The sequence below is a fragment of the Nonomuraea sp. CA-143628 genome (assembly GCF_050942315.1).
Lineage (GTDB): Bacteria > Actinomycetota > Actinomycetes > Streptosporangiales > Streptosporangiaceae > Nonomuraea.
Map to the genome: position 1 here is coordinate 3,003,902 of NZ_CP192072.1, position 26,370 is coordinate 3,030,271.

The 26,370-nt window shown below is 70.8% G+C and carries 14 protein-coding genes; 5 read left to right on the forward strand and 9 right to left on the reverse strand.

The features are described 5' to 3' along the window. Positions 1–22 precede the first annotated feature (22 nt). On the reverse strand, positions 23–1,174 hold the full coding sequence (locus ACQP2T_RS14155) for an FAD-dependent oxidoreductase (protein ID WP_433516607.1): 1,152 nt from the start codon (positions 1,172–1,174) through the stop codon (positions 23–25). 127 nt (positions 1,175–1,301) lie between these two features. On the opposite strand from ACQP2T_RS14155, the gene ACQP2T_RS14160 reads away from it, so the two are divergent. Continuing rightward, positions 1,302–1,943, forward strand: a complete 642-nt coding sequence (locus ACQP2T_RS14160; RefSeq protein WP_433516608.1) for a TetR/AcrR family transcriptional regulator — start codon at positions 1,302–1,304, stop codon at positions 1,941–1,943. 14 nt (positions 1,944–1,957) lie between these two features. On the opposite strand, the gene ACQP2T_RS14165 is transcribed toward ACQP2T_RS14160, so the two are convergent. Next, complete coding sequence (locus ACQP2T_RS14165) at positions 1,958–3,751, reverse strand: FAD-dependent oxidoreductase (protein WP_433516609.1); 1,794 nt, start codon at positions 3,749–3,751, stop codon at positions 1,958–1,960. A gap of 150 nt (positions 3,752–3,901) precedes the next feature. Beyond that, complete coding sequence (locus tag ACQP2T_RS14170; RefSeq protein ID WP_433516610.1) at positions 3,902–4,528, reverse strand: TetR/AcrR family transcriptional regulator; 627 nt, start codon at positions 4,526–4,528, stop codon at positions 3,902–3,904. Between the two features lie 102 nt (positions 4,529–4,630). Here ACQP2T_RS14170 and ACQP2T_RS14175 point away from each other — a divergent pair, with 102 nt between their 5' ends. The 4 genes from ACQP2T_RS14175 (at position 4,631) to ACQP2T_RS14190 (ending at position 21,940) form a co-directional block, all read left to right on the forward strand. Further along, positions 4,631–6,037, forward strand: coding sequence for an NAD(P)/FAD-dependent oxidoreductase (locus ACQP2T_RS14175; protein ID WP_433516611.1), 1,407 nt, complete (start codon positions 4,631–4,633; stop codon positions 6,035–6,037). A gap of 166 nt (positions 6,038–6,203) precedes the next feature. Further along, positions 6,204–10,907 (forward strand): amino acid adenylation domain-containing protein, encoded by a 4,704-nt coding sequence (locus ACQP2T_RS14180; protein ID WP_433516612.1) that lies wholly within the window; start codon positions 6,204–6,206, stop codon positions 10,905–10,907. Continuing rightward, a complete protein-coding gene (locus ACQP2T_RS14185) occupies positions 10,904–20,488 on the forward strand; it encodes an amino acid adenylation domain-containing protein (RefSeq protein WP_433516613.1) in 9,585 nt (3,194 codons plus the stop codon). Before ACQP2T_RS14180 ends, ACQP2T_RS14185 begins: the two co-directional genes overlap by 4 nt. A 120-nt stretch (positions 20,489–20,608) precedes the next feature. After that, positions 20,609–21,940: a M1 family metallopeptidase gene (locus ACQP2T_RS14190; protein ID WP_433516614.1), complete on the forward strand. Its 1,332-nt coding sequence runs from the start codon at positions 20,609–20,611 to the stop codon at positions 21,938–21,940. A 13-nt stretch (positions 21,941–21,953) separates the two neighbouring features. On the opposite strand, the gene ACQP2T_RS14195 is transcribed toward ACQP2T_RS14190, so the two are convergent. The 6 genes from ACQP2T_RS14195 to ACQP2T_RS14220 form a co-directional block, all read right to left on the reverse strand. After that, positions 21,954–22,130, reverse strand: coding sequence for a DUF4127 family protein (locus ACQP2T_RS14195; protein ID WP_433516615.1), 177 nt, complete (start codon positions 22,128–22,130; stop codon positions 21,954–21,956). A gap of 34 nt (positions 22,131–22,164) precedes the next feature. Beyond that, positions 22,165–22,368, reverse strand: a complete 204-nt coding sequence (locus ACQP2T_RS14200) for a hypothetical protein (RefSeq protein ID WP_433516616.1) — start codon at positions 22,366–22,368, stop codon at positions 22,165–22,167. A gap of 126 nt (positions 22,369–22,494) precedes the next feature. Beyond that, complete coding sequence (locus ACQP2T_RS14205; RefSeq protein WP_433516617.1) at positions 22,495–23,241, reverse strand: lasso peptide biosynthesis B2 protein; 747 nt, start codon at positions 23,239–23,241, stop codon at positions 22,495–22,497. Continuing rightward, positions 23,205–24,824, reverse strand: coding sequence for an asparagine synthase-related protein (locus tag ACQP2T_RS14210; RefSeq protein WP_433516618.1), 1,620 nt, complete (start codon positions 24,822–24,824; stop codon positions 23,205–23,207). The genes ACQP2T_RS14205 and ACQP2T_RS14210 overlap by 37 nt, the downstream gene beginning before the upstream one ends. Positions 24,825–24,912: 88 nt before the next feature. Next, positions 24,913–25,074: a lasso RiPP family leader peptide-containing protein gene (locus ACQP2T_RS14215; protein ID WP_433516619.1), complete on the reverse strand. Its 162-nt coding sequence runs from the start codon at positions 25,072–25,074 to the stop codon at positions 24,913–24,915. 100 nt (positions 25,075–25,174) lie between these two features. Then, positions 25,175–26,365: an ROK family protein gene (locus ACQP2T_RS14220; protein WP_433516620.1), complete on the reverse strand. Its 1,191-nt coding sequence runs from the start codon at positions 26,363–26,365 to the stop codon at positions 25,175–25,177. Positions 26,366–26,370 lie beyond the last annotated feature (5 nt).

Below are 26,370 nucleotides of genomic sequence, written 5' to 3' on the forward strand. Positions count from 1 at the left end.
GCAAGGACAATTTCGGCGCGCGTCAGCCTGACGTGCCGAACATCTGGGCGGCCATCCGGAGCGAGGCGTCGACGGTGTCGAAACCGCGCGGGATCATGACGCGTTCGTACGCGGCGACCGCGTCGATGAGTGACTTGTCGCCGCGTGCGGCGGCGAGCAGTTCGCCGGCCAGTGTCGCGGCGTCCCGCAGCGCGGTGTTCGCGCCGACGCCGCCGGTCGGCGGCATGGTGTGGATGGCGTCGCCGAGGAGTGTGACCGGGCCGGACGTCCACGCGTCGACTCGCTCGCCGGCCCGGATCGTGATCGAGAAGAACCTGTCCGAGTCGGCGTACGCGAACAGCTCCCGGAGTGCCGGATGCCAGTCGGCGGTCATCTCGAGAGCGAGCTTCCACAGGGCCTGCGGCGAGAGCTCGAACAGCTCCTCGTCCGGCGTGCCGAGCCGCTCGGGAGTGGCGAGCAGGGTGGTCATCAGGTAGTCGGACGCGCCCTCCGGCCGGGAGCGGAACCGCACCGGCGCGAACCCGGCGCCGCACCCGCTCTCGTCGGAGACCCAGGAGAAGCCGCGGCTGAGGGCCTCCGGGATGAGGGCCTCGGTGGTCTCGTTGATCGTCATCCGGCCGTAGACGCATCGGAGGCCGAGGTCTTTCACGGTGGCGTTCGGGAGCAACTGGCGGCGTACCGGCGAACCGACGCCCTCCGCGCCGACCAGCAGGTCGCCCTCGTCGTCCCCGCCCTCGGCGAACTCCACGCGTACCCGGCCGGAATCGGTGATCCGGTAGCCGGTTAGCGTCCGTCCGAAGCGGACGGTGTCGGCCAGGCCGGTGAGCAGGCCCTCCCGGAAGGTCTCGCGATCCACGTTGGTGATCAGGTCGTCGGTGATTCCCGGGAAGGTCCGCGTCGTCACCTGCCGCAACCGGTGGGTGTAGCCGGCCACCACGTCGTCGTTGACCCCGCTGGTGCGGCGGACCAGGTCGAGTGTCGGCGCCGGTAGGCAGGCCCGCAGCGCGGCGTTGCCGTCCGGGTCGATGTGGATGCGGTAGCCCTGGCTGCGGATCTTTGGCGTGGAGTCCCGCTCGTACAGGGCGACGTCCAGGCCGCCGTGACGCAACGCCTGCGCGAGCGCCAGCCCGCCGACGCCGGCGCCCGCGATGAGGATCCGTGGTGAATCTGGCATGTCATTCTCCTTCGCTGTCCAAGGGCTGTCCCCGCCATCGTCAAACGTCCGAAGGACTCTGTCAAGCGTTCATTTGATTAAGTCATAGTGATGCTTGATATTGCCAGGCGTATGTATAGTTCTGCGTGTGTCTCCGTCGTCGAGTCCTCGTAGGTCGCCCAAGCCGCAGGAGCGGCAGCGCGATCCCGAACGCACCCGCAAGCGGATCCTGGACGCGGCATCGGCGGAGTTCGGTGCGCACGGCTACGCGGGCGCCCGGATCAGCGCGATCGCCGCCAGGGCGGGCGTCAACGTGCAGCTGATCTCGTACTACTTCGACGGCAAAGAGGGCCTGTACGAGGCCGTGTCCCAGCAATGGCAGCAGCGGCGCCGCGAGCTGGCGCCACCGGGCACGCCGCTGCCCGAGCAACTGCGCCGATACGCGATGGAGGCGTTGCACAACCCGGAGGGCACCCGGCTGCTCGCCTGGAACGGCCTGCAGTACACCGGTCCGGAAGACGACCCCGACCACGCGCCGCGCACCCGCATGCTCGCCGAGAGCGTCGACGAGCTGCGCGCGCTACAGGCTGCCGGACGGCTTCCAGCCGACGTGGACCCGGCGAGCCTGCTGGTCATGCTGATGGCCGCCGCCATGGCGACCACCACGCTGCCGCACGTCATCGAAGGCGTCTGCGGCGCGGATCCCACCTCGCCGGAGTTCATCGCGCACTTCGCCGACCAGGTCGCCGTCCTGGCCCGGCTCATCGGGCTCGACGGCTCTGAGCAGTAGTGGGGAAATGACCGCTATCGTCCCGGCCAGTACGGGCTGAGCAGGTCGAACTGGTTCGGCAGACCGAGCAGGTAGCGTGCGTCGTCGGTGTCGTAGAGCAGCTTGAACTCGCGTGGCAGATAGAGGCTGAACAGCTGGGCCCGGGACGCCGGGGAACCGGTGGCGTCGAGGATCCCGTTGGCCGCCATGCGTCCGGCCTCGTTGCCGCCCTCCATGGTGGCGAGGTTGATGCTGTTGCGGACGAAGTCGGCGGCCAGGAACAGGTTGGGGATCCGCGTCGTGGCGGTGGGGCGGTTGGTCCAGGACGCGGGCGTGTTGATGAGCAGCGGCTCGTCGTTGGCCACCGCCGGGGTGGCCTCGCCGGTGATCGCCGGATCCACGAACCAGGACCGTACGATCGAGTCGGGCAGCAGCGCCGCACCACCGGGCAGGGCCGAGCGGACCTGGGCCAGCACCTCCTGGACGATCTCCGCCCGGGTGCACTGCCGGGCGGTCTTGCCGAACAGGACGCCGGGAGTGCTCCAGTCCGAGAGGTCGAGGGACAGGCAGTCGGTGACCGTGCCGTCCCCGTAGCTGGTCGCGAAGTCCCCGCGCCAGAACTGTGCCTGGCTGATCGAGGTGAGCGCCCACGGCGTGCCCGCGTAGATGAGGTGGCCGTTGGCGATCGGACGGGGCTCCTTGAGGTAGATCATGACCCCGTTCATCCAATCCGTCTCCAGATGATCGAGCCGGGCCAGGGCGGGGTCGGCCGTCTTCATGGCGGAGGTCAGCAGGGGGCGCAGGCGCTCGACGGGAAGGGCGGCCACGAAGTGGTCGGCGGTGACGGTGCCGGCGGCCCCGCTGGGGTCGGTCACCCGCGCGCCGGTGATCCGGCCGCCGGAGTAGTCGAACCCGGTGGCGCTCCAGCCGACCTTGAACTGCACGCCGAGGCCGGTCAGGTAGCCGATCCAGGGGGTGAGCCAGACATCGTTGGACGGACCGCTGAGCACCCGGTCGGGCGGACCGTACGGGCCGAGGCCGAGCCCGCTGTAGACCAGCGCCTCGAACATCAGGCCCATGGTGCGGGTGTTGGCCTTGTTCGGCTGGGCCGCGACCAGCGACGCGGTGAACAGCCTGACCAGCAGATCCCGATATTCCTGCGACATGATGCTCGCCTTGATGAAGTCGGCGAAGCCCATGTTCTCCCACTGGCCGAGCCGCCGGCGCGGGCCGCTGGTGACGAAGGTGACGAGCTTGGAGGCGAAGAACTCGACCTGCGTCAGCGGGACGGTGGTGACGGCCGTGAGAGCGCTGCGTAAGTAGTCTCTGATCGCGTCGGGGGTGAGAACTCCGCCGACGTTGCCCGGCACCGGGACGCGTAACTCCTTCCCCTTGTACGCGATCACCTCCAGGCTCGCCGGGACCAGGTTGTCGCGTACGGTGCCGCTGCCGGTGCCGTACGGGATGCGGCTCATGGTGTCGGGCAGGTTCTGGTAGAAGCCGGGGAAGAACCGGAAGCCGTGCTCGCCGGGCAGGTCCTGCCTGCCTCCGGCGCCGGTGCCTGGAACGGGGATGCTCCTGGACTTGCCGCCCAGGGCCTTGCGCTCGTACACGGTGACCTGGAATCCGCGTTCGGCCAGTTCGTGCGCGGCGCTCAGCCCGCCCATGCCGGCGCCGAAGATGGCCACGCTCTTCCCCGCGGCGCGCACCAGGGACGGCGCCGCCGCCTTGGCCGCCGTGGTGCCCCACAGAGGGCCGGTCGCGGCGGCCATCGCGCCCGTGACGAAGCTCCGGCGCCCGATCCTGTTCCGGTTCTCTTGCTGGCCCACGACGGAACCTCCCGCCTAACCGACACACCTGTTGGTTGAGTTAGGCGAACGATGAACGCGTGGCTCACATCTGTCAATACGTGAACGTGAGCGTCACTTCCGGGGAACGTGAAGGCTCAGCGAGCGCGTCGGTGCCGGGATCGTGAAGGCTCAGCGAGTGTCGGTGCCGGGGAGTCGCGACAGCCCGTTCCACACCACGAGCATGGCGGCGTCCACGAGTTCGTCCCGTGACACCGAGGGGTGCCGCGCCCACCACTGGGCCAGGCCGTCCGTGCCCGAGATCAGCAACTCCACCACCGCCTGGGCGGCCTCGGTCTCGGGGTCGAGGCCGAGACGGCGCAGGTCACGGCCGAGCATCACGGCCACCGAACGCGTGCGGGTCTCTCTGATGCCCCAGCGCACGGCCTTGATCTCGGGATCGTCCTCGTCGGTGTGGTCGAACAGCAGGCGGCGCGCTGCGGAGTTGGCCTCGGCGAAGCTGAAGTAGGCGTTCAGCGTGGCCCGCAGCCGTCGGCCGGGCGAGCCCGAGCCGGTGATCCGGGTGCCGACATGCTCGACGAGCAGGGCGTTCTGCTCCTGAAGCACCGTGATCAGCAGCACCCGCTTGGACGGGAAATGGTCGTACAGGACCGACCGCGTGACCCCCGCCGCGATGGCGATCTCCTCCATCGCCGTGGCGTGGTAACCCCGGCCGGCGAAGACCTCCAGAGCCGCCTCGACGATGCGGGCCCGGCGGGCCGAGCCCGGCATGCGCTTCTTCAGCTCCTTGCTCGCCATGCCGTGCACACTACCGTCCGGCCGTCCGTTGACTCCGGACTTCGGGCCGCTTACCGTCCTTACAACCGACATCTTCGTCGGTTAACTCCGCGAGGAGGCCCGATGCCCGAGCAGGCCGACGTCGTCATCGCCGGGGCACGCTGTGCGGGCTCGGCCGTGGCCACCGCCCTCGCCAGGGCGGGGCGCCGGGTGATCGTGGTGGATCCGGTCCGGTTCCCTGCCACGACGGTCTCCACCCACCTGCTCTTCGCCGGGGGTGTCGCGGAACTGGCCCGCATCGGCGCGCTGGAACGGGTCGAGAAGATCGGCGCGCCGCGACTCTCGCGCGCCTTCATCGGCGGCCCCGGTCACGCGGCCGACGGCTGCTACACGCCGATCGACGGGATCGACTACGGCCTGTGCGTACGGCGCGCGCCCCTCGACACGGCCCTGGCCGAGACCGCGCGCGAGGCCGGCGCGGAGATCAGGCACGGGCATCGCGTCACCGGCATCATCTGGCGGGACGGCCGCGCGGTGGGCGTGCGCGTCCGCGACCAGACCGGACGTGGGTCCCACCGAAGCGCGCGCGGGTCCGATCGGGGCGCGCGCGGGTCCGATCAGGACGGTCGGGAGTACGAGATCCGCGCCGACCTGGTCGTCGGCGCGGACGGTCGTCGCTCGACCGTCGCGCGTCTGGTCGGTGCCGAGGGTCCGCGCATCGCCCACGCCAACGGGCGGGCCTGCTACTACGCCTACTACGAGGACCCGCACCCGGACTGGCGCTCCACCGCCGCGATGTGGCTGACCGGCCGCGAGCTCGGCAACGCCTTCCCCTGCGACGGAGGGTTGTCGCTGGTGCTGCTGATGCCGCCGGTCGAGCGCGTCGCGGACTTCCGGGGGGACCTGGAGGCGGAGTTCGATCGGACCGTGGGCCTCATCCCGGGGCTGGCCGCGCGCCTGGCGGGTTGCCGCCGGAGCACGAGGATCGTCAGCTCCGCCGAGCACCCGTCGTACTTCCGCCGCTCGGCGGGCCCCGGCTGGGTCCTGGCCGGCGATGCGGGACATTTCAAGGATCCCGTCACAGCCCAGGGCATCCGCGATGCCGTCCGGTTCGGGCGGTTGCTGGGCGAGGGCGTCGCGCCCGTGCTGGACGACCCCGCCGCGCTCGACCGGGCCACCCGCGCGTGGGAACGCACCCGCGACGCGCAGTGCGTGGACACCTACCACTGGACGAACCTGCTCGGCCGCGGTGACGGCCTGGCGCACGTACAGTTCGAGCTGCTCCGGGCGCTGACCGACCGGCCGGACGGCGTCCGGCGCGTCCTCGACGTCTACTCCCGGATCCGCGACCCGCGCGAGACGCTCGCCCTGCCCGGCCTGCTCAAGGCGACCACCCGCGCGCTCCGGAGCGGCGCCGGCGCACGACCCGCCATCGTCCGGGCGGTCGGGGACACCCTCCTCGAACTCGCCGGTCACCGGGCGGAGGTCAGACGGCTGCTGACCGGTGGGGCGGCGGCCGTCCAGCCGTGAACACGGGCCCACTGACGGCCTACCCATCGGACGCCCAAGTCACTTTGACGGACGTGGGCATCGGCCTCAATCGCATGATCCAAAAGAGGGTTGACACGAATCTGGTGACCAGGTCATCCTGTTCCGCGGCGTGCCCGGAAAGTCACAAAACTCAAAATCGGCAGGCATGACATTGGATGCACCACACTTAGCATCTGTTCTGCGGCTTTACCAAGACCGGCTGTCCACAGATCCAGTCAGGATCGCTGTTTCGGACAGTCAGGAACACCTCACCTACCGAGAGTTGGATCGCCTCGCGAACGGCATCGCCGCTCAGCTGCTTCGTCTCACGACGACCGGGCAGTCCTGGGTGGCCGTGCTGGCGGGCCGCTCGATCCGGCTGGTCGCGGGCCAGCTCGGTGCGATGAAGGCGGGCCTCGCCTTCGCGCCGATCGACCCCGCCACGCCCGCCGAGCGGATCCACACCATGGTGGCGGGAGCCGCGGCCGTGGTCACAGCGCCGGAGTGGAGAGCTCTGGTCCCTGACGGCATCCCGGTGATCGATACGCCCGGCGTGGCGGACGCGTCACCCCCGCCGGACATCAAGCCCGGCGATCTCGCCTACGTCATCCACACCTCCGGCTCGACGGGGACTCCCAAGGGCGCGCTCGTCCCCCATCGCGCGCTGACCAACCTGGTCAGGTGGTCGCACGAGACCTTCGGAACCGGCGGCCGGGCCCCGCTGCTCACCAACCCCAACTTCGACGCGTCGGTCTGGGAGATCTGGCGGTACCTGACCGCGGGCACCACGATCGTCATTCCCAGCGAGCGGACCAGGCTCTCCCTGCCCGCGTTGCGTGACTGGATCGTGGATGAGGAGCTGACCACCTGCTTCGCGCCGACCCCCATCGCCGAGGGCCTGCTCGGCCTGTCCTGGCCGGAGCGGACCAGGCTGGCGACGCTGAGCACCGGTGGCGACCGGCTCACCACGTATCCGAGGCCCGAGCTGCCCTTCCGGCTGTTCAACGTCTACGGCCCGGCGGAATGCGCCGTCATGGCGATCGTCGGCGAGGTGCCGGTCTCCGACGGCCAGAGTCGCCCGCCCGGGCTCGGCACGCCACTGCCCGGCGTCACCGTCCACTTGCTGGACGAGGCGATGCGGCCGGTCGAGGAGGGCGAGATCTACCTCGGCGGCGTGTGCGTCGGCCTGGGCTACCTCGATCGGCCCGACCTCACGGCCGAGCGCTTCGTCCACGACCAGGACGGACGGCTCCTCTACCGCACCGGAGACCTGGGCCGCCGTGACCAGGCCGGCCAGTTCGAGTTCCTGGCCCGCGCGGACGACCAGGTCAAGATCCGCGGCAACCGGGTGGAGCTCGGCGAGATCGAGACCGTGCTCGGCCGGTGCCAAGGGGTCCGGGCCGCCACCACCGCCGTCCGCGGCCACAACCTGGTCGCCTACCTCGTGGGCACGGCGACCGAGCAGGGGGCGCGCGCCCACCTGCGCAGGTTCCTGCCCGACTACATGATCCCCACCGCCTGGGTCTTCCTGGACGAGCTCCCGCTGACCCGTAACGGCAAGGTGGATCGCGCCGCGCTGCCCGACCCGGTCCGCGAGGGCCGCTCCATCACGCCGCCCGGCACCCCTACCGAGAAGTTGCTCGCCGAGATCTGGCAGGACGTCCTCGACGCCGGGCCGATCGGCGCCGACGACGACTTCCTGGCGCTGGGCGGCCAGTCGCTGCTGGCGATGCGCATCGCCGCCCGCGCCTGCGGGAGGCTGAACAAGGCGGTCGAGCCCCGGATGCTCTTCGAACATCCCACGCTCGCCGCGCTGGCCCGCGAGATCGACGGCCTGCCGCGGATGACGTCGGTGACCGCCGCCGAGGGCGGGCTCACGCCCGCACAGCGCCGGCTCTGGTACATCGACCAGGTGGCGCCCGGCTCGCAGTACAACGTGCCCATCCTGTACGCCCTGGACGGCCCCCTCGACACCGGCCGCCTGGAGAAGGCGATCAACGAGATCGTGCGCCGGCATCCATCCCTGCGCACCCGTTACGAAGAGCACGACGGCGAGCCGATGCCCATCGTCGTCGAGCCGGCCGACGGCCTCATCACGATGAAGGTCGTGGACGCCACCCCGCGTGGCGCGGACGCGCTGGTTCGGCATGCCGCCCGTGACCTCTTCGACCTGCGGACCGGTCCCGTGCTGCGGGCGCTGCTGCTCCGGCTCGCCGACGACCGGCACCGGCTGCTGGTGACCGTGCACCACATCGCCTTCGACGGCTGGTCGGCCGGGGTCTTCCTGGACGAGCTGGCCCGCCTCTACACGGGGGAGAGCCTGCCCGCGCCGACCGTGCCGTACGGGCGCAGGCAGGGTCTCGACGGCCTGCCGTACTGGAGAAAAGTCCTGGAGTCCGCGCCAGAGCGGCTGGGACTGCCCGCCGATCTCCCGGGATCGACGGGGCCGCTCCGGCCCGGCGGCCGGGTCCGGGCCACGCTGCCGGACGGGCTGCTCGCCGAGGTGGAGTCGCTGGGCAGGAGCGCTCAGGCCAGCCCGTTCATGGTGCTGTTCGCGGCTTTCCAGGCGTTGCTGCACCGCTACAGCGGCCAGGACGACCTCGTGACGGGCGTGCCGTTCGCCGTTAGGGAGGCACCGGGCGCGCACTCCATGATCGGCTTTTTCGTGGAGACGCTGCCGATCAGGACCGGCCTGGCGGGCGACCCCTCCTTCGAGCGCCTGCTGGCACAGGTGCGGGCGGCGGTCCTGGCCACGCCTACGGATGTGCCGCTCGAGGAGATCGTCCGGGAGTTCTGCCCCGACGGCCGGCCGCCCTTCGACGTGATGTTCGCGATGCAGGAGTCGCGGGACGTCAAGCGGGGCGACGGCGTGACCTTCCGGATGCTCGAGGAGGTGGAGAACGGCGGTGCCAAGGCCGACCTGGTGCTCTACGCCGAAGGGCGGGAGATGAGCCTGGAGTTCGCCGCCGACCTGTTCGAGCGCGCCACCGCGGAGCGCCTGCTGGGACATTACCTGCGCGTCCTGGAGCAGGTGACGGCCGACCCGGCCGCGCCGATCTCCACGCTGCTCGCCCGGCGGCACGAGCCCGCCGGTCGCGGTCCCGACCAGTGCCTGCACCGGCTCTTCGAACAGCAGGCGGACAGAACGCCCGGCGCGGTCGCCGTCGAGTTCGACGGCGCCGCCCTGACCTACGACGAGCTCGACCGGCGGGCCAACAAGCTGGCCCACCTGCTGCGCGAGCTGGGGGTGGGCCCGGAGGTGCCGGTCGCCCTGCACGTACGGCGCTCGCTCGACCTGCCCGTGGCGCTGCTGGGCATCCTGAAGTCCGGCGGCGCGTACGTACCGCTTGACCCCTCCTACCCCGAGGGCCGCCTCACCCAGGTGCTCGGCCTGGTCGACACCCCGGTCCTGGTGACGCACCAGGCGCTGGCCGGCGCACTGCCGCACGAGCGGCCCGTCCATGTCGACACCGACCTCGACGGCCGGCCGGAACACCGGCCGGACAGCGGCGTCACGCCCGACGACCTGGCCTACATCCTGTTCACCTCGGGCTCGACCGGTCAGCCCAAGGGCGTGGCGATGCCGCATCGCCCGGTCGCCAACCTCATGGCCTGGCACAGCGGGGCGTACCGGAGCCTGCAGTTCACCGCGCTCGGCTTCGACGTCTCGGTGCAGGAGATCTTCAGCACCTGGGCGTACGGCGGGACACTGGTCATGGTCAGCGACGAGGTGCGGAGCGACTCGGCCGCCCTGCTCGACCACATCGCCCGGACCCGGGTGGAGCGGATCTTCCTGCCCTTCGTGGCGCTGCAGGCGCTGGCCGGCGCCGGGATCGAGCCGCCCACCACGCTGCGTGAGGTGATCACCGCGGGCGAGCAGCTCCAGGTCACGCCGCAGCTGGAGCGGTTCATCAGGCCGTGGATGACGCTGCACAACCAGTACGGCCCCACCGAGGGCGCGATCATCGACATCGCCCACACGCTCACCGGCCCTCCGGAGAGCTGGCCGCGGCTGCCGCCCATAGGCAGGCCGGTCACCGGCGTCCAGACACCGATCCTGAACCGCCTGGGCCACGAGGCGCCCGACGGCGTCCCCGGTGAGCTGCACCTCGGCGGCGCCTGCCTGGCCAGGGGTTACTACGGCCGTCCCGAGCTGACGCGGGAACGGTTCATCACCTGGCGGGACGGGCGCAGGCTCTATCGGACCGGGGACCTGGCCCGCCGCGACGAGGCGGGCGAGATCGAGTTCCTGGGTCGCGCGGACGACCAGGTCAAGATCCGCGGCTACCGGGTCGAGCCCGGCGAGATCGCCGCGGTGCTGGCCGGGCACCCTGCCGTGCGAGAGGCGTTCGTCATGGTCCGGGACGGCGCCCTGGTGGCCTACGTGGTCGCCGACGACACCCCCGAGCTACGCCCTTACCTGGCCGAACGGCTGCCCGAATACATGGTGCCGAGCACATTCGTCACGCTGGAGTCCTTACCGGTGAGCCCCGCGGGCAAGGTGGACCGGCAGGCCCTGCCGGAGCCCTGCCGGAGCGCGCGGATCGTCACGCCCCCGGCCACTCCGGTCGAGCAGGCCATCGCGGCCATCTGGCAGGAGGTCCTGGGCGGGCAGGTCGGGCGGCACGACAACCTGTTCGAGCTGGGTGGCAACTCGCTCAACGCCACCCAGATCGCCTCGCGCGTGCGCGAGGCGCTGGAAGTGCGGGTGCCCGTGCGGACGCTCTTCGCCCACCCGACCGTCGCCGAGCTGGGCGCGTGGCTCACGTCGCCGGACGTGGAGGCGGCCGCCGAGCTCTATCTGATGGTCGCCGCGTATTCGGACGACGAGGCCGAGGCCCTGCTGCGCTCGATGGAAGGTGATCAATGAGCCTGTCGCCCCAGCAGCGCCAGCTCCTGGACGCGTTACGCAAGACGAAGCAGCGGCAACAGACCGAACGGCCCAGGCCCGATCGGCTGCCGATGTCCTTCACCCAGCTGCGTGTCTGGTATCTGGACAAGATGGCGCCGGGCGCCGCGCACTACCTGATACCGCTCGCCTTCCGCATCGAGGGCCCGCTCGATCGCGAAGCGCTGCACCGCGCGCTGAACGCCCTGGTGGCCAGGCACGAGAGCCTGCGCACCACGTTCGCCATGGACCAGGACGGCCCGTACCAGATCGTGGCCGACTCGCTCACGGTCGACCTGCCGGACGTCGAAGACGGCACGCCGATGGACCTGACCACCGGCCCCCTCATCCGCGCCCACCTCGTACGCGAGGGCGCGGAGCGGCACGTCCTGCACCTGCTGCTGCACCACATCGTCGCCGACGCGTGGTCGCTGGACGTGCTGCGCCGGGAGCTGAGCGCGCTCTACAACGGCCAGGAGCCGCCTGCGCTGTCGCGGCAGTACCCCGACTACGCGATCTGGCAGCGGGAGAAGGACCACAGCGAGGATCTGGCCTACTGGCGCGAGCGGCTGGCGGGCGCGCCGCCGTTCACCGAGTTACGGACGGACCTGCCGCGGCCGGCCGTCCAGACGTACGCGGGCGCCGAGCTGCCCTTCTCCCTCGACCTTCCGCGCGAGGAGTTCGCGGCCTTCTGCCGCGGCCTGGGCGCCACGCCGTACATGGCGCTGTTCGCGGCCTACCTGGTGGTGCTCTCGCGGCGCTCCGGCCGGCTGGACCTGGTGGTGGGCACGCCCATCGCCAACCGGGACCGGATCGAGGACGAGGGCCTGATCGGGTTCTTCACCAACACCCTGGCCATCCGCGCCGACCTGTCGGGCGAGCCGTCGTTCGCCGAGGTGGTCGAGCGGGTCAAGGAAGCGGTGCTCGACGCCCACGACCACCAGAGGATGCCTTTCGAGCGGCTGGTGGAGGAGCTCAACCCGGAGCGCCGCCTGGATCGTTCCCCGGTGTTCCAGACGATGTTCTCCATGCTGCCCGAGGTCACGGCGAGGTTGGAGCTGGCCGGCCTGACGGTCACCTCCGTCGACATCCCCGAGCACACGGCCAAGTTCGACCTGACCGTGAGCGTCCGCGAGACGCTGGACGGGCTCGTGGAGTACAACACGGACCTGTTCCGCGCCGGCACGATCCGCGGTCTGGTCGCCGACCTCCAGCAGGTGCTGGCCGGGGCGATGAGCGGGGACGAGACGCCGAGGGAGGTGCCGAGGGAGCTGCCGCGCCACGAGATCTCCCAGCTCGTCACCCGGGCCTGGCGCGAGGCGCTCGGCACCGACGCCTTCGGCCCCGACACCAACTTCTTCGAGGTGGGCGGCCATTCGCTGCTGGTACTCAAGGTGCATGAGCGATTACGCGAGCGGTTCAGCCTGATGGTCACCGACCTGTTCAGGTACCCGACGATCGCCTCGCTGACGGCCTACCTGAGCGCTGATGGCCCGGCACCGGCGGCGGTCTCGACCACCGCGCCCGCCGCCGACGGCGCGCTCGCCATCGTCGGCATGGCCTGCCGCTTCCCCGGCGCCACCGGGCCCGAGGAGTTATGGGCGGCGATCCGCGACGGCGTGGAGGCCGTCCAGGACTTCACCGACGAGGAGCTGCTCGCCGACGGCGAGGACCCCGACCGGCTGGCGGACCCCGCCTACGTCAGGTCGGGTACGGTGCTGGACGGCACCGACCTGTTCGACGCCACGCTGTTCGAGTTCACCCCGCGCGAGGCCGAGATCCTCGACCCGCAGCAGCGGCTGTTCCTGGAGAGCGCCTGGGAGGCGCTGGAGGACGCGGGCTGCGACCCCGCCCGCCACCCGGGGCAGATCGGCGTCTTCGCCGGCTCGGCGATGAGCGGCTATCTCATCGAGAACCTGCTGGCCGCGCCCGACGTGCTCAAAGCGGTCGGCGACTACCAGGTCATGCTCGGCAACGACAAGGACTCCCTGCCCACCCGCACCTCCTACAAGCTCGACCTGCGCGGGCCGAGCGTCAGCGTCAACACCGCCTGCTCCACCTCGCTGGTCGCGCTCCACCTGGCCAGGCAGAGCCTGATCGCGGGGGACTGCGACATCGCGCTGGCCGGGGCGGTGCGGGTCAACGCCTGGACCCGCCGCGGCTACGTCTACCAGAGCGGCGGGATCGGGTCGCCGGACGGCCACTGCCGTCCCTTCGACGCCGAGGCCCGGGGGACGATCGCCGCCGGCGGCGTCGGCGTCATCGTGCTCAAGCGGCTGGCCGACGCCATCGCCGCGGGCGACACCATCCACGCCGTCGTACGCGGCTCCGCGGTCAACAACGACGGCACCAGGAAGGTCGGCTACACCGCGCCGGCAGTGGACGGCCAGGCCGAGGTCATCACCGCGGCGCTCGCCTCGGCCGGCGTCGACCCCGGCACGATCGGCTACATCGAGGCGCACGGCACCGGCACCGCGCTCGGCGATCCCATCGAGGTCGCGGCGCTCTCCCAGGTCTTCACCGGCGATCGGCGGATCGCCCTGGGCTCCATCAAGTCCAACATCGGCCACGCCGACGCCGCCGCCGGGATGGCCGGGCTGATCAAGACCGTACTGGCGCTCAAGCACCGTACGCTGCCGCCCACGGTCAACTTCGCGACGCCCAACCCGCGCATCGACTTCAGCCCCTTCTACGTGCCCACCGCCAGCGCCGAATGGCCGCAGGAGCCGGGGCCGCGCAGGGCGGGCGTCAGCGCCTTCGGGATGGGCGGCACCAACGCCCACGTCGTGCTGGAGGAAGCGCCCGCGCAGGTCCCCCGGCCCGCCGCCCCACAGGCGATCGGCCCGCACCTGCTCGTCCTGTCGGCGGCCAGCGGCTCGGCGCTGGGGGAGACGGCCACGCGACTCCGTGCCCACCTGCGCGCGCGTCCGAACACGGACCTGGGCGACGTCGCCGCCACGCTCCGGCACGGCCGCCGTCAGCTGCGGCACCGCGGCATCCTGATCGCCGAGGACCGCCGGTCGGCGCTGGAGGCCGAACTCGTCACGGGCGAGTCACGCCCGCGTGAGGTCGCCTTCGTCTTCCCCGGCCAGGGCGCGCAACGCCGGGGGATGGGCGCGGGTCTGTACCGATCGGAGCGGGTCTTCCGCGCCACCGTCGACGCCTGCTCCGGCATCCTTGAGCCGTACCTCGGCCTCGACCTGCGCGAAGTCCTGTACGGCGAGGCCGGCGACCTCGACCAGACCTGGCTCACCCAGCCCGCGCTCTTCGTCACGGAGTACGCCTTCGCCCGCGCGCTGATCGAGCGCGGCGTCCGCCCGGCGATGATGGCCGGGCACAGCATCGGCGAGTACGTCGCCGCCTGCCTGGCCGGGGTCTTCACCCTGGAGGACGCCCTGCGCCTGGTCGCCGCGCGCGGCCGCCTGGTGCGGGGGCTGCCGCCCGGCTCGATGCTGGCCGTGCCGCTGCCCGAGTCCGAGGTGGGCGATCTGCTCGGCGCGGACGTCTCACTGGCGGCGGTCAACAGCCCCGACATGTGCGTCCTGGCCGGGCCGGAGCAGGCCATCGCGGAGCTGGAACGGCGGCTGGAACGGCAGGATGTCGCCTGCCGCACGCTGCGCACCTCCCACGCCTTCCACTCCGCCATGCTGGATCCGGTGCTCGACGCCTTCGCCGCCGAGGTCGCCTCGGTGCGGCTGGGCACGCCCGAGCTGCCGTACCTGTCCAACGTCACCGGTGGCTGGGCCTCCGCCGCCGAGACCAAGGATCCCGCCTACTGGGTGCGCCATCTGCGGGAGACCGTGCGGTTCGCCGACTGCGCCCGCGCCCTCGTGGCGGCCGACGCCGCGGTGGTGGAGGCCGGGCCGGGCCGTACCCTCACCACCCTGGTACGCCGCCAGGGTGGCCAGGCGACGGTCGCCCCCTTCGCCCTCGCCGAGCCGGAGAGCGGGCGGACCGCTCTGCTGGAGGCCGTCGGGCGGCTGTGGGTGCACGGCGCCGACGTCGACTGGACGGCGTTCGGACCATCGGGCAGGCGGGTGCCGCTGCCCACATATCCGTTCGAGCGGCGCCGCTACTGGATCGGGCCGCGCACCCGGCGCTTCGAGGTCGCGGCCGCGCCGGTGGCGGAGGCGGTCCAGGAGCCGGTGGCGGAGGCGGAGGCGGTCCAGGAGATCGACGTGGTGGCCGCCGTCTGGCGGGACGTGCTCGGCATCGCGCCCACCGGCCCGGAGGACGACTTCTTCGGCCTGGGCGGCGACTCCCTCGTGGCCACCCAGCTCGCCTCGCGCCTCGGCCTGCCCATCGAGGCGGTCTTCGACCACCCCACGCTGGGCGGCCAGCGGGCGCTCGTCGCCTCGGCGGCCTCCCGCGAAGCGATCCCGGCCGTCGCCTCGGCGGAAAACCGAAAGGTCCTTGCCTCGGCGGGCCAACCTGGGGTGACACCGGTCGTCGTCTCGGCAAGTCCCCGTGAGGTGATCCCGGTCGGCGAGGAGCCCGCGCTCGTCTCGTTCATCCAGCGGCGCATGTGGTTCATCGACCAGGTGCACGGCTCGGCCGCCTACGCCGTGGCCACGGCGCTGGACCTGCGGGGCGAGCTGGACGTGGCGCGGCTGCACGAAGCCCTGCGCGAGCTGGTGCGGCGGCACGAGACACTGCGGACCGTCTTCCGCGCCCCCGACGGCGAGCCGGTGCCCGTGGTGCTGCCCGCGGGGGAGACGCCGCTGCCGGTCGAGGACTGCGACGACGCCGAGCGGGCGCTGAGCGAGGCCGCGACCGAGCCGTTCGACCTGGCGTACGGGCCCCTGTTCCGCGTCCGGCTGCTGCGCCTCGCCCCGGATCACCATGTCCTGTCGCTCAACTTCCACCACATCGTCGTGGACGGCTGGTCGATCACCTTGCTCAGGAGCGAGTTGGTCGCGCTGTACAACGGCGAGACCCTGCCCGAGCCGCGGGTCAGATACCGCGACTACGCGCGCCGGCAGCGGGAGCAGGTCGCCGATCTCGGCTTCTGGAAGGAGCGGCTGCGCGGCATCCCGCACAGCCTGGACCTGCCCACGGACCGGCCGCGCCCGCCGATGCAGACCTTCGAGGGGGCGGTCGCCACCCACGTGCTGCCCGCGGAGCTGGCCCAAGGGCTGCGGAAGCTGAGCCAGGAGCGCGGCGCCACGCTCTACATGGCCCTGCTGACCGCGCTCCACACGCTGCTGTACCGCTACAGCGGCCAGGACGACATATGCGTCGGCTCACCGGTGGCCGGTCGCACCCGCCCCGAGCTCGAAGGCATCGCGGGCTGCTTCATCAACACCCTGGTCATGCGGGCCACGATGGACGGCGGCCTGCGCTACACCGAACTCCTGGCGCAGGTACGCGAATACGCGCTGGGCGCCTACGCCCATCAGGACGTGCCGTTCGAACAGCTGGTGGAGGAGCTCAACCCGCCCAGGGACCTGTCGCGCAACCCGCTCTTCCAGGTGCTGTTCAACCTGCTCAACCTGCCCAAGAGCGACCTGGACATGGCCGGGCTGGCCGTCGGGGAGCTGGCAGTGGAGGTCGGCACCGCCCAGGTGGACCTGGTGCTCTACGTCAACGAGCAAGGCGAGGAGCTGGAGTGCAGGCTGGAGTACAACACCGCGCTCTATGACCCCGGCACCGTCCAGCGGCTGCTCCGGCACTACGAGGCCCTGCTGTCCGCGATCGTCGCGGCGCCCGAGACCACGCTGTCCGAGCTGGACTTCCTCACCGGCGAGGAGCTGGCCGAGCAGCTGGACAGCCAGGACGTCGAGGTGCCCGACCTGTGCGTCCATGAGCTGGTGGAGGCCCAGGCCGACCGGACGCCCGACGCCGTGGCCGTCACCTTCGAGGGCGACTCACTGACGTACCGGGAGCTGGACGGGCAGGCCAACCAGGTCGCCTGGCGGCTGCGCGCGGCGGGGGTGAGGCCCGAGACGCTGGTGGGCGTCGCGATGGAGCGCTCGGCCACGATGCTGGTCACCCTGCTCGGCGTGCTGAAGGCGGGCGGCGCGTACGTGCCGCTCGACCCGATGTACCCGCAGGACCGTCAGGACTACATCCTGGACCACTCCGGCATCGGTGTCCTGGTCACCGAGCGCGAGCTCGCCGGGCGCTACACCGGCTTCCAGGGGGAGCTGATCCTGGCCGACGGCGGCTTCTCTGAGGAGAGCGCGGAACGGCCGCCCGCTCTTGCTACCCAGGTGAACCCCTCCTACGTCCTCTACACCTCCGGCTCCACCGGGCGGCCCAAGGGCGTGCGCGTCCAGCACTCCTCGGTGGTCAACTTCCTCACCTCCATGAGCCGCGAGCCCGGCCTGACCGGCCAGGACACGCTCCTGGCCGTCACGACGACCGCCTTCGACATCTCGGTGCTGGAGCTGTTCCTGCCGCTCACGGTCGGCGGCCACGTGGTGATCGCGAGCCGCGAGGCGGCCTACGATCCGCTGCGGCTGGCCGCCCTGCTGGACGGCGCGACGGTCATGCAGGCCACCCCGGCGACCTGGCGGCTGCTGCTGTCGTCGGGATGGGCGGGCAAGCCGGATCTGAAGGCCCTGTGCGGTGGCGAGGCGCTGCCCGCCGACCTGGCCGCCGACCTGCGCGGCCGGGTGGCCGAGCTGTGGAACATGTACGGCCCGACCGAGACCACCATCTGGTCCACCCTCACCCGGGTCACCGACGGGCCGATCACCATCGGCCACCCGATCGCCAACACCCAGATCCACCTGCTCGACGCCGCGATGCGACTGGTGCCCACCGGCGTGGTCGGCGAGCTCTACATCGGCGGCGCGGGCCTGGCCCGCGACTACCTCGGCCGGCCCGAACTGACCGCCGAACGCTTCATCACCTGGCGCGACGGGCGCCGGCTCTACCGGACCGGTGACCAGGCCCGCCGCCGGGCTGACGGCTTGATCGAGTTCCTCGGCCGGGCCGACGGCCAGGTGAAGGTGCGCGGCTACCGGATCGAGCTGGGCGAGATCGAGTCGCTGCTGCTGGCGCATCCCGCGGTCCGCGAGGGGGCGGTGGTGGTGCGGGGCTCGGACGATGACAAGAGCATCGCCGCCTACCTGGCCGCCGACGCCGAGCACGACTGGCGCGAATACCTGCGGCGCAAGCTGCCGGACTACATGATCCCCTCGGCGTTCGTGCTGCTGGACGCCCTGCCGCTCACCCCGAACGGCAAGGTGGACCGCAAGGCGCTGCCCGAGCCGGTCGCCCAGGTACGCGCCGAGGGCGCGGCGCCGCGCACGCCGGCCGAGGTCAAGCTGGTCGAGCTCTGGTCGGCGATCCTGGGCGTGAAGGGAATCGGGATCGACGACGACTTCTTCGCGCTGGGCGGCGACTCCTTCAAGGCCGTGCGCGCCGTACGGGACTCGGGGATCCAGGCGACCGTGCTGGACCTCTTCAAGAACCCCACCATCCGCACCTTCGCCACACTCGACGGATCATCCCGAAATATCGGGTTATTGCATGAACTGACGCCGCCACGATCCGCCGCCTCGCTGACCCTGGTCTGCGTGCCGTTCGCGGGCGGCGGCGCGATCACGTACCAGCCGCTGGCCTCGGCCCTGCCCGAGCGCATCACCATGCTCGCGCTGCAGCCGCCCGGCCACGAGACCGGCAACCCCGGCGAGCCCGTGCTGCCCTTCCACGAGCTCGTCGAGGGCTGCGTCAAAGAGATCAAGGAGAAGGTCGACGGCCCCCTCGCCCTGTACGGCCACTGCATGGGCGGCGCGCTCACCGTCCAGCTGGCCCGCAGGCTGGAGGAGGAAGGCGTCGCCCTGGAGAAGGTGGTCATCGGCGGGCACCTGCCCGCGCCCCGCCTGCCGGGCAAGACCTTCGCCTGGTTCCGCAAGGTCTTCCCGATGGAGCGGTGGACCTCCAAGCGGCAGGCGCTGGAGTTCCTGCGGGCCATGGGCTTCTTCACCGAAGCGCTGGACCCCGCCGAGCGCGACTTCATCATGGGCGTCTTCCTCCATGACACCCAGGAGGGCGAGGACTACTACACCGAGCTCTACCAGGCGCCCATCAAGAAGCTGGCCGCGCCGCTGGTCTGCGTGGTCGGCGAGAGCGACCGCGCCACCGAGCTGTACGAGGAGCGCTTCCGCGAGTGGGAGGCCTTCTCCGACGAGGTGTCGCTGGAGGTGATCCCCAAGGCCGGGCACTACTTCCAGAAGCACCAGGCGCCCGAGCTGGCCGAGATCCTCGATGGCGGGGACCGGTCACCGGCGCCGCTGCCGCCGCGCTACCAGCAGGCCAGCCTGAAGACGTTCTTCCTGGTGGCCTTCGGCCAGCTGGTGTCGCTGATCGGCACCGGGCTGACCACGTTCGGCCTGGGCCTGTGGGTCTATCAGCAGACGCGGTCGATCTCGATGTTCGCCATCGTCTCGGTCATGGCGTTGCTGCCGGCCGTCGTGCTGGCGCCGGTCGCCGGAGCGGTGGCGGACCGCTGGAACCGCCGGCTCGTCATGATCACCGCAGACTCGGCGGCCGGGGTCTCCTCCGCCTCGCTGGCCGCCCTGCTGTGGACGGGCGGGCTCCAGCTCTGGCACGTCTACCTCATCGTCGCCGTCGGCGCGGTGTCGACGGCCTTCCACCAGCCCGCGTACATGGCGGCCGTGGCCCAGCTGGTGCCCAAACGCTATTACGGCAGAGCCGGCGGCCTGGCCCAGCTGGGGCAGGCCGCGGGGACCGTACTGGCGCCGCTGCTGGGCGGCGCGCTCGTGGCCGCCATCGGGCTGCACGGCATCGTCGTGATCGACCTGTCCACCTTCGCCTTCGCGGTCACCGTGACCCTGGCGGTCCGCTTCCCGAACACGCTGTTCAAGAAGCGGGAGGAGACGTTCTGGCAGGAGATGACGGGCGGCTGGCGCTACATCACCCGCAGGCACGGGCTCCTGGCGATCATCCTGTTCACCTCGTTCCTGAACTTCCCCTTCGCCATGGTCGAGGTCCTGTCCACGCCGCTGCTGCTCAGCCTCACCGACACCCGCGGCCTGGGCATAGCGCTCTCGATGACCGGCATCGGGCTCCTGGTGGGCAGCGTGATCATGACGGTGACCGGGGGACTGGCCCGCCGCACGTACGGCATCCTCGGCTGCTTCATGGCCCTGGGCGTCTCCTTCGCCGTCATCGGAATCGCGCCCCATCCGGTGCTGCCCGCGGTCGGGCTGTTCTTCATCGGGCTGTTCACCGCGCTGCTGAACGCGCACTGGTTCGCCATCGTGCAGCAGAAGGTCGGGCTCGACCTCCAGGGCCGGGTCATCGCCACGAACCTGATGCTCAGCTGGGCCATGGTCCCGGTGGGGTTCCTGTTGGCGGGGCCGCTGGTCGAGCGGGTCTTCGACCCGATCGCCGGCGCCCCGCACGGCAGGGGGATCGCCCTGCTCACCATCGTCGCGGGCGCGGTGACCGTGCTGATCGGCCTGGCGGCCTACCGCTACCGGCCGGTCCGCTTCCTGGAGGACGACCTGCCCGACGCGATCCCCGACGCGGTGGTCATCACCGACAAGGACCTGATCCAGCGGGCGGCCGACAAGCAGCTCGTCGCCTGAGCCCTGTCCCGGACGGGAAACGCACAACGCTTTCCATCCGGGATATTGACGGTCCTGACGGAGGAAGTTACGTTTCGTCGGCAGATCGGGGGCCCGAGCGTCACAACGAGGAGCCAGCCCATGATCCGAAGAATGCTGACATTCTGCACGATCGCGATCGCGTTAGCCGCCGGACTTCCCGCTCCGGCCTGGGCGGTCGACGCGACCCGTACACCGGGCTCGGCCTCCTACACCGTGAACCTCACCAGCAACGCCTCGGGCACCACCTGGACCGGCCACGAGAGCGTCAGCTTCACGAACCTGGCGGCCGACCCCCTCACCGAGGTCTACCTGCGCCTGTGGGACAACTACCACGGCAGCTGCCCGTCCACCCCGATCACGGTCACGAACGTCACCGGCGGCACGGCCGGCTCGCTGACCGTCGCCTGCACGGCGCTGAAGATCACCCTCCCCGCGCCGCTGGCCCAGGGGCAGAACGGCTCGGTCGGCTTCGACCTGAGCATCGTCGTGCCCAGCGGCGCCGACCGGTTCGGCCACGACGGCGCGTACAACTTCATCGGCAACGCCCTCCCCGTCCTGGCCGTACGCGACGGCGCCGGGTGGCACCTGGACCCGTACACCAACAACGGCGAGTCCTTCTACCAGCTCGCCAGCGACTACCGGGTCACCCTGGACCACCCCAGCTCGCTGCTCGTGCCCGCGACCGGCACCTCCGTGGACACCCCCGGCACCTCCGGCCGGACGATCACCACCGCGACCGCCAGTCACGTCCGCGAGTTCGCCTGGGGGGCCGGCGCGTTCACCAAGACCACCGGCACGACCACCACGGGCGTCACCGTGAACGTCTACCGCGTCAGCGGCATCAGCGCCGCCAGCGCCACCTCGATGATGAACACCGCCAAGAACTCGCTCGTCGCCCACGCCGGCCGCTTCGGCGCCTACCCCTACGGCGAGGTCGACGTCGTCCTGGACAACAACTTCTGGTTCGGCGGCATGGAGTATCCAGGGTTCGTGCTCGACCTGGTCAGCTCCACGGCGCTCGCCCATGAGCTGGCCCACCAGTGGTGGTACGGCATCGTCGGCGACGACGAGTACAACACCCCTTGGCTGGACGAGTCCTTCGCCGACTACGCCACCGACCTGTACCAGGGCATCAGCGGCACCAACTGCTGGAACAGCGTCTCCTGGCAGTCGTCGGCCGAGAAGATCAGCAACTCGATGGCCTACTGGGACGCCCACTCCAGCCGCTACGGCACGGTCGTCTACACCTACGGCAAGTGCGCCCTGCACGACCTGCGCCGCCTGATCGGCACCACGGCCATGCAGACGCTCCTGCACGACTACGCCGCTTCACACTGGTACGGCATCTCCACGGTGGCCGACTTCAAGGCCGCCGCCCAGGCCGCGACGACGGTCGACCTGTCGTCGTTCTGGACCACGCACCGCATCTAAGAGTTCTGCCGGGTCAGCGTGAAGTCGATCTCGAACGAGCGCTGCCAGGCAAAGGTGACGTCTTTAGCAGCAGGCGCCGGGCGGCCGTCCGGTCCAGGGTCTCGTCCCTGGTGCCGACGACGGTCGCCACGGCGGCGGCCACCACGGCGCCGATCGTGTTGCCCGCGGTGTTCCAGCCGCCGTAGGCCACCAGGCCGTCGATGGGCGCGATCGGCTGTGGAGGATCAAGGGAAGACCAGCTCGATCAGGCTGAGGTCGCGGGCGGCGACGACGATGATCGCGATAAAGGCGAGAGCGATGATCACTCGGAACGTCTGATTGGACCGCGTCTTTCCTTCGAACTGGAGGTTGAGCTTGATGCGGGAGCGGAACATGGTGTCCTCCTTTTCTATGCTTCGACGGTAATTCACGCGGTCGGCAATGGCCATGAATTCGAAAAACGCGGTTTTGGAGTTACGCCACCCGATTTCCCCAATAAATGACCGGCCGCACAGCGTTTTCGCAAATTGATATGTCGGGCGGGTTTCCCCTGCAACACTCGGCCGCAATTTGCGTCAGATCGTGAGCACCCGGAGGTAGGCGGAGTCGGCGGCGATGGGGCGTCCGCCGAGTTCGACCCAGGCGTGGAAGCGATAGGGGTCGGTGGCCGCGCCCAGACACCAGTCGAGATGCCGCAACGAGGCCGCCGCGAACAGCACGGTGGCCAGCGAGGTCTCCAGGCAGGCGGCGCGTCCCGGATAGCGCCGGGCGGCGCGCCGTACGGCATGCGCGGCGGCCTCGGCCCACGCGGTGCTCATGTCACGTCTCCTGGCCACCCCGCGGATCCAGCCGACCACGGCGGCCGTGACGCGGAACGGGAGCACGAGCAGGAGCACGGCCAGCACGAGGCAGCACCAGGCCAGCAGCGCCGCACCCCAACCTGGCCGGAGATCGTGATCGAGGGACGTCGTCGCGTCCGCGGTCTCGCGCGAAGGGGCGGACCGGGGGCGGGTGCTTCCGTGTGCCCCGGTTCCCACGAGACCACGTCGCAGCAGGTCGTGGAGGAGGTTGACGGCGTCCTCATGAATTCGCTCCGGGGCCACGCCCGGATGCCGGGCGGAGATCTCCGCCACGCTGCGCTCGAAGTCCGCTCCCTGGGCCCAGCTCGCCCAGAGCATGCCGGCGGCCGGGTTGAGCGCGTGCCAGTGGCCCGTGGCGGTGTTGATCAGGACGACTCCGCCGTGTTCGTAGGCCCGGTGATGGACGTGGCGGGGAATCCTGACCTTCAGCATGAGCCCGGCCGGGAGCCTCGCAGCCAGCATTCGGTCGCCACGAGCTGGGCCATCGCGCCCAGCGGCGCAGGCGCTCCGGCGAGCAGCCGGTCTAGGCAGGCACGCACGGGCCCGGGCTCGACGACGCCGAGTGCCGCGAGCCGGGAGTCGGCGATGAGCCGGTGAAGCCGCTCCGCCGAGGCGCGGGCGCCGTGGTACTCCTCGGCGCTGTAGTCGCCCTTGGTCCGGCGCACGAACACACGCTCGGGCACGAGGTCGCGCAGCGCACGGGCGAGCAGGGGCTTGCCGGCGGTAGGACCCACGCGCCTGTGGGCCGGCACGGCGAGGCAGGCGCGGACGACGGCGTCGTCGAGGAAGGGCGCGTGGACCCGGGTCCCGGTCAGCACAGCCCCGAGCTCGCGTAGCTGGCGTTGGGCGTCAGCCGACTGCCTCAGCTCGGCCCTGGTCGCCACGTGAGCGGGCCCCAAGTCCGGATCTACCCGCTCGGCCAGTGCGGGGTCGGCCAGGCGGGTGGCGAGTTCGGCCCGCATCGCTCGGGTCAGCCAGCCCAGGACCGTGCCGTCGACCGGCCACCAGGCGACGGCATCGAGCCAGGTCAGACTCCCGGCACCATGCGAGGTCGGGCTCCCGGCAGCTGGATCCAGGAGGCGGCGTGCGAGCCGGATCAGGGCCTGGCGCGGGCTCGTACGCGAGACCCGCCAGGCACGGGTGGCGAGGCCGAGCGGTGAGGCATGTTTGAGAGCCGCGTTATGGGCGCAGTGCCTGGCCAGCTCGCGCAGCTCCCCTGGACGCGCGAGTTCCGCGAGGTAGGACGGGGCGGCGCCGAAGAGCGCGTCCCCGCCTTCCCCGGTGACATGCATGGGCGCCGCCTCCGCGAGGCGTAGCAGGGAGCGCCGCCAGGCGAGATTGCCGCGAACGGGTTCGCCGCCGAGCGGGTAGGTCAGCTCGGCATAGGGAAGGGTGCTCTGGTCTCCTGCCACGGCGGTCAGGTCCATGCCGTGTCCGGCCAGGCTGCTCGCGTGGGCCAGGTCGGTGGTCGGGAGATCCGGGTGGTGGTAGACGATCCCCTTGACCTGGGTGTGCCGGGCGGCGAGGAAAGCCAGCGAGGTGGAGTCGAGCCCGCCACTGAAGTCCGCGGAGATCGGCGCCGCGGAACATCTGGTCGCCACGGCCTCCGTCAGCGCGGCGCGGAGGTCGGGTGCCGGGCCGGCGGTGCCGTACCGGATCGTGCTCTGTCCCACGTGGATCAGGCGGCCGCCTGGAAGGCGGCTCACGTCCTGGTACGGCGAGCGATGCTCCCACAGTGGCAACACGCTCGGGCAGGCGATCGCGACCGCGAGGGTGACCGGATCGACGGACCTCTCGTGCAGGTCGGACAGGACTCCGGGGTGCGAGGCGAGCGCGGTCCGCCCGCCGAGCCGCGACAGGTAGAGGGGGAACTGGCCGGCGAGATCGGTGTACGCGACGAGCTCGTCCTGCCTGGCCAGCACCCATGCGTACGACCCGGGCAGGCGCGTGAGCGCACCGAGATCGTCACGCTCGAGCGCGGCCGCGATCGAGCGCCGGTCAGCGAGGCAGTGACCGACGACCAGGAGCCGATCGATCTCGGTCACCTCGGAAGCGTGCCAGGTGCCGTAGGGGCGGAGAGCCGCCTCGCCCTCGGCAAGCGTGGCGATCAGACCGGGGACGAGCGCCGGTAAATCAGGCCCAGTAATACTGGGAGTTGGCGTCCGCCGAGCCATTGCCCGAGCTTCCCTTGGTGAGCTCCCGTACACTGCCGAAATCGAGGACCGCGGGCGGGATATACGGGTATTCCGGCTCGTCGGCGTCGGGCATGGTCCCATCCAATCGCGCTGGCGGCATTGAAGGCAATGATAGTACGGCCGCCGTATATGAGAAAGCCGCGAGGCTTTTACTCAATTTGAGGTCATCATCGGGTCGGCGAGGTCCCGAAAGCCACAATTCATGCTCGGCCCTCGCCGTCGATTCCCAGCAGCAGCGCGCCGTGCGCGGTCGCGCGGGGCGACTCGGTGGCGACGACCAACGGCCTCTCCGCCTGGGCGGCCGCCATGGCGGTCCTGCTGATCCCTTCGTTGCACGCCTTGATGGCGAGGTCCCCCGCCCGGCCGAAAACCCCGCCGAGGACGATCACGTTTGGGTTGAGCAGGTTGCACACGTTGCCGATGCTCTGGCCGAGCAGAGTCGCGGCGTCGCGCACGATGCGCTGGGAGATCGGATTTCCGGCCTCCGCCTGATCGATGAGCTGGTTGACGCTGAAAGGTCTGGTGAAGATCTTGTCGCCCAGCATGGCCTGGGCGTCGCGCAGCATCGCGTCCGCGCCCACCAATGTCTCCAGGCAGCCGCGCCCGCCGCACAGGCAGAAGCGGCCGTCCGGCTGGACCATGGTGTGGCCGATCTCCCCCGCGCACCCCTTGGCTCCGCGGAAGAGCTTTCCGCCGATGATGATCCCCGCGCCCACCCCGGTGGACGCCTTGATGTAGATCAGTGTCTCCTGGTGCGGGTGGGTGTAGACGTGTTCGGCGTACGCGCCGAGATTGGCGTCGTTGTCCAGCCGTACGCGCAGGTTGGCCGGCACGCTCATGTCCTTGGCCCCGGCCAGCCGCTTCGTCAGCGCCGCGGCGGGATTCTCGCCCTCCTGCCAAGGTGGCAGCACCGGCGGCACGAGGGTCTGCTGCTGCGGATCGACCACCCTCGGGATGCCCATGCCAATGGTGGCCAGCTCGTTGGGCCCGCCGCCGACCTTGATGACCACCTTGCGGATCGCGCTCACCAGGTCGGGCAGCCAGCTTTCCCGGCCCTGCGCCGCGCCGCTGTCCAGGAACTCGGTCTCGGCCTCGTCGAAGGACTGGTGCGCCAGGCGCGCGGCGACCACCATGTGCTGGTATCCCAGCTCGACACCGACCGCGACGCCGGTGAGCGGCATGAGCCGGATGTCCTCCCTGCTGCCACGCTTCGCCGGCGCGATGATGCCGCGGTCGCGCAACTCGTCGATCGCAGTGCTGATCGTGTTGGCCACCCGACCGGTCGGCCTTGCCAGGTCTGCTCTCAGATACGGCCGTGCCATGAGCGCCTTGACGATCGACAGCTGCGTTTCTTCCTTGGGACCGTGCGGCGGCTTGAGGAGATCGAGCATATTGG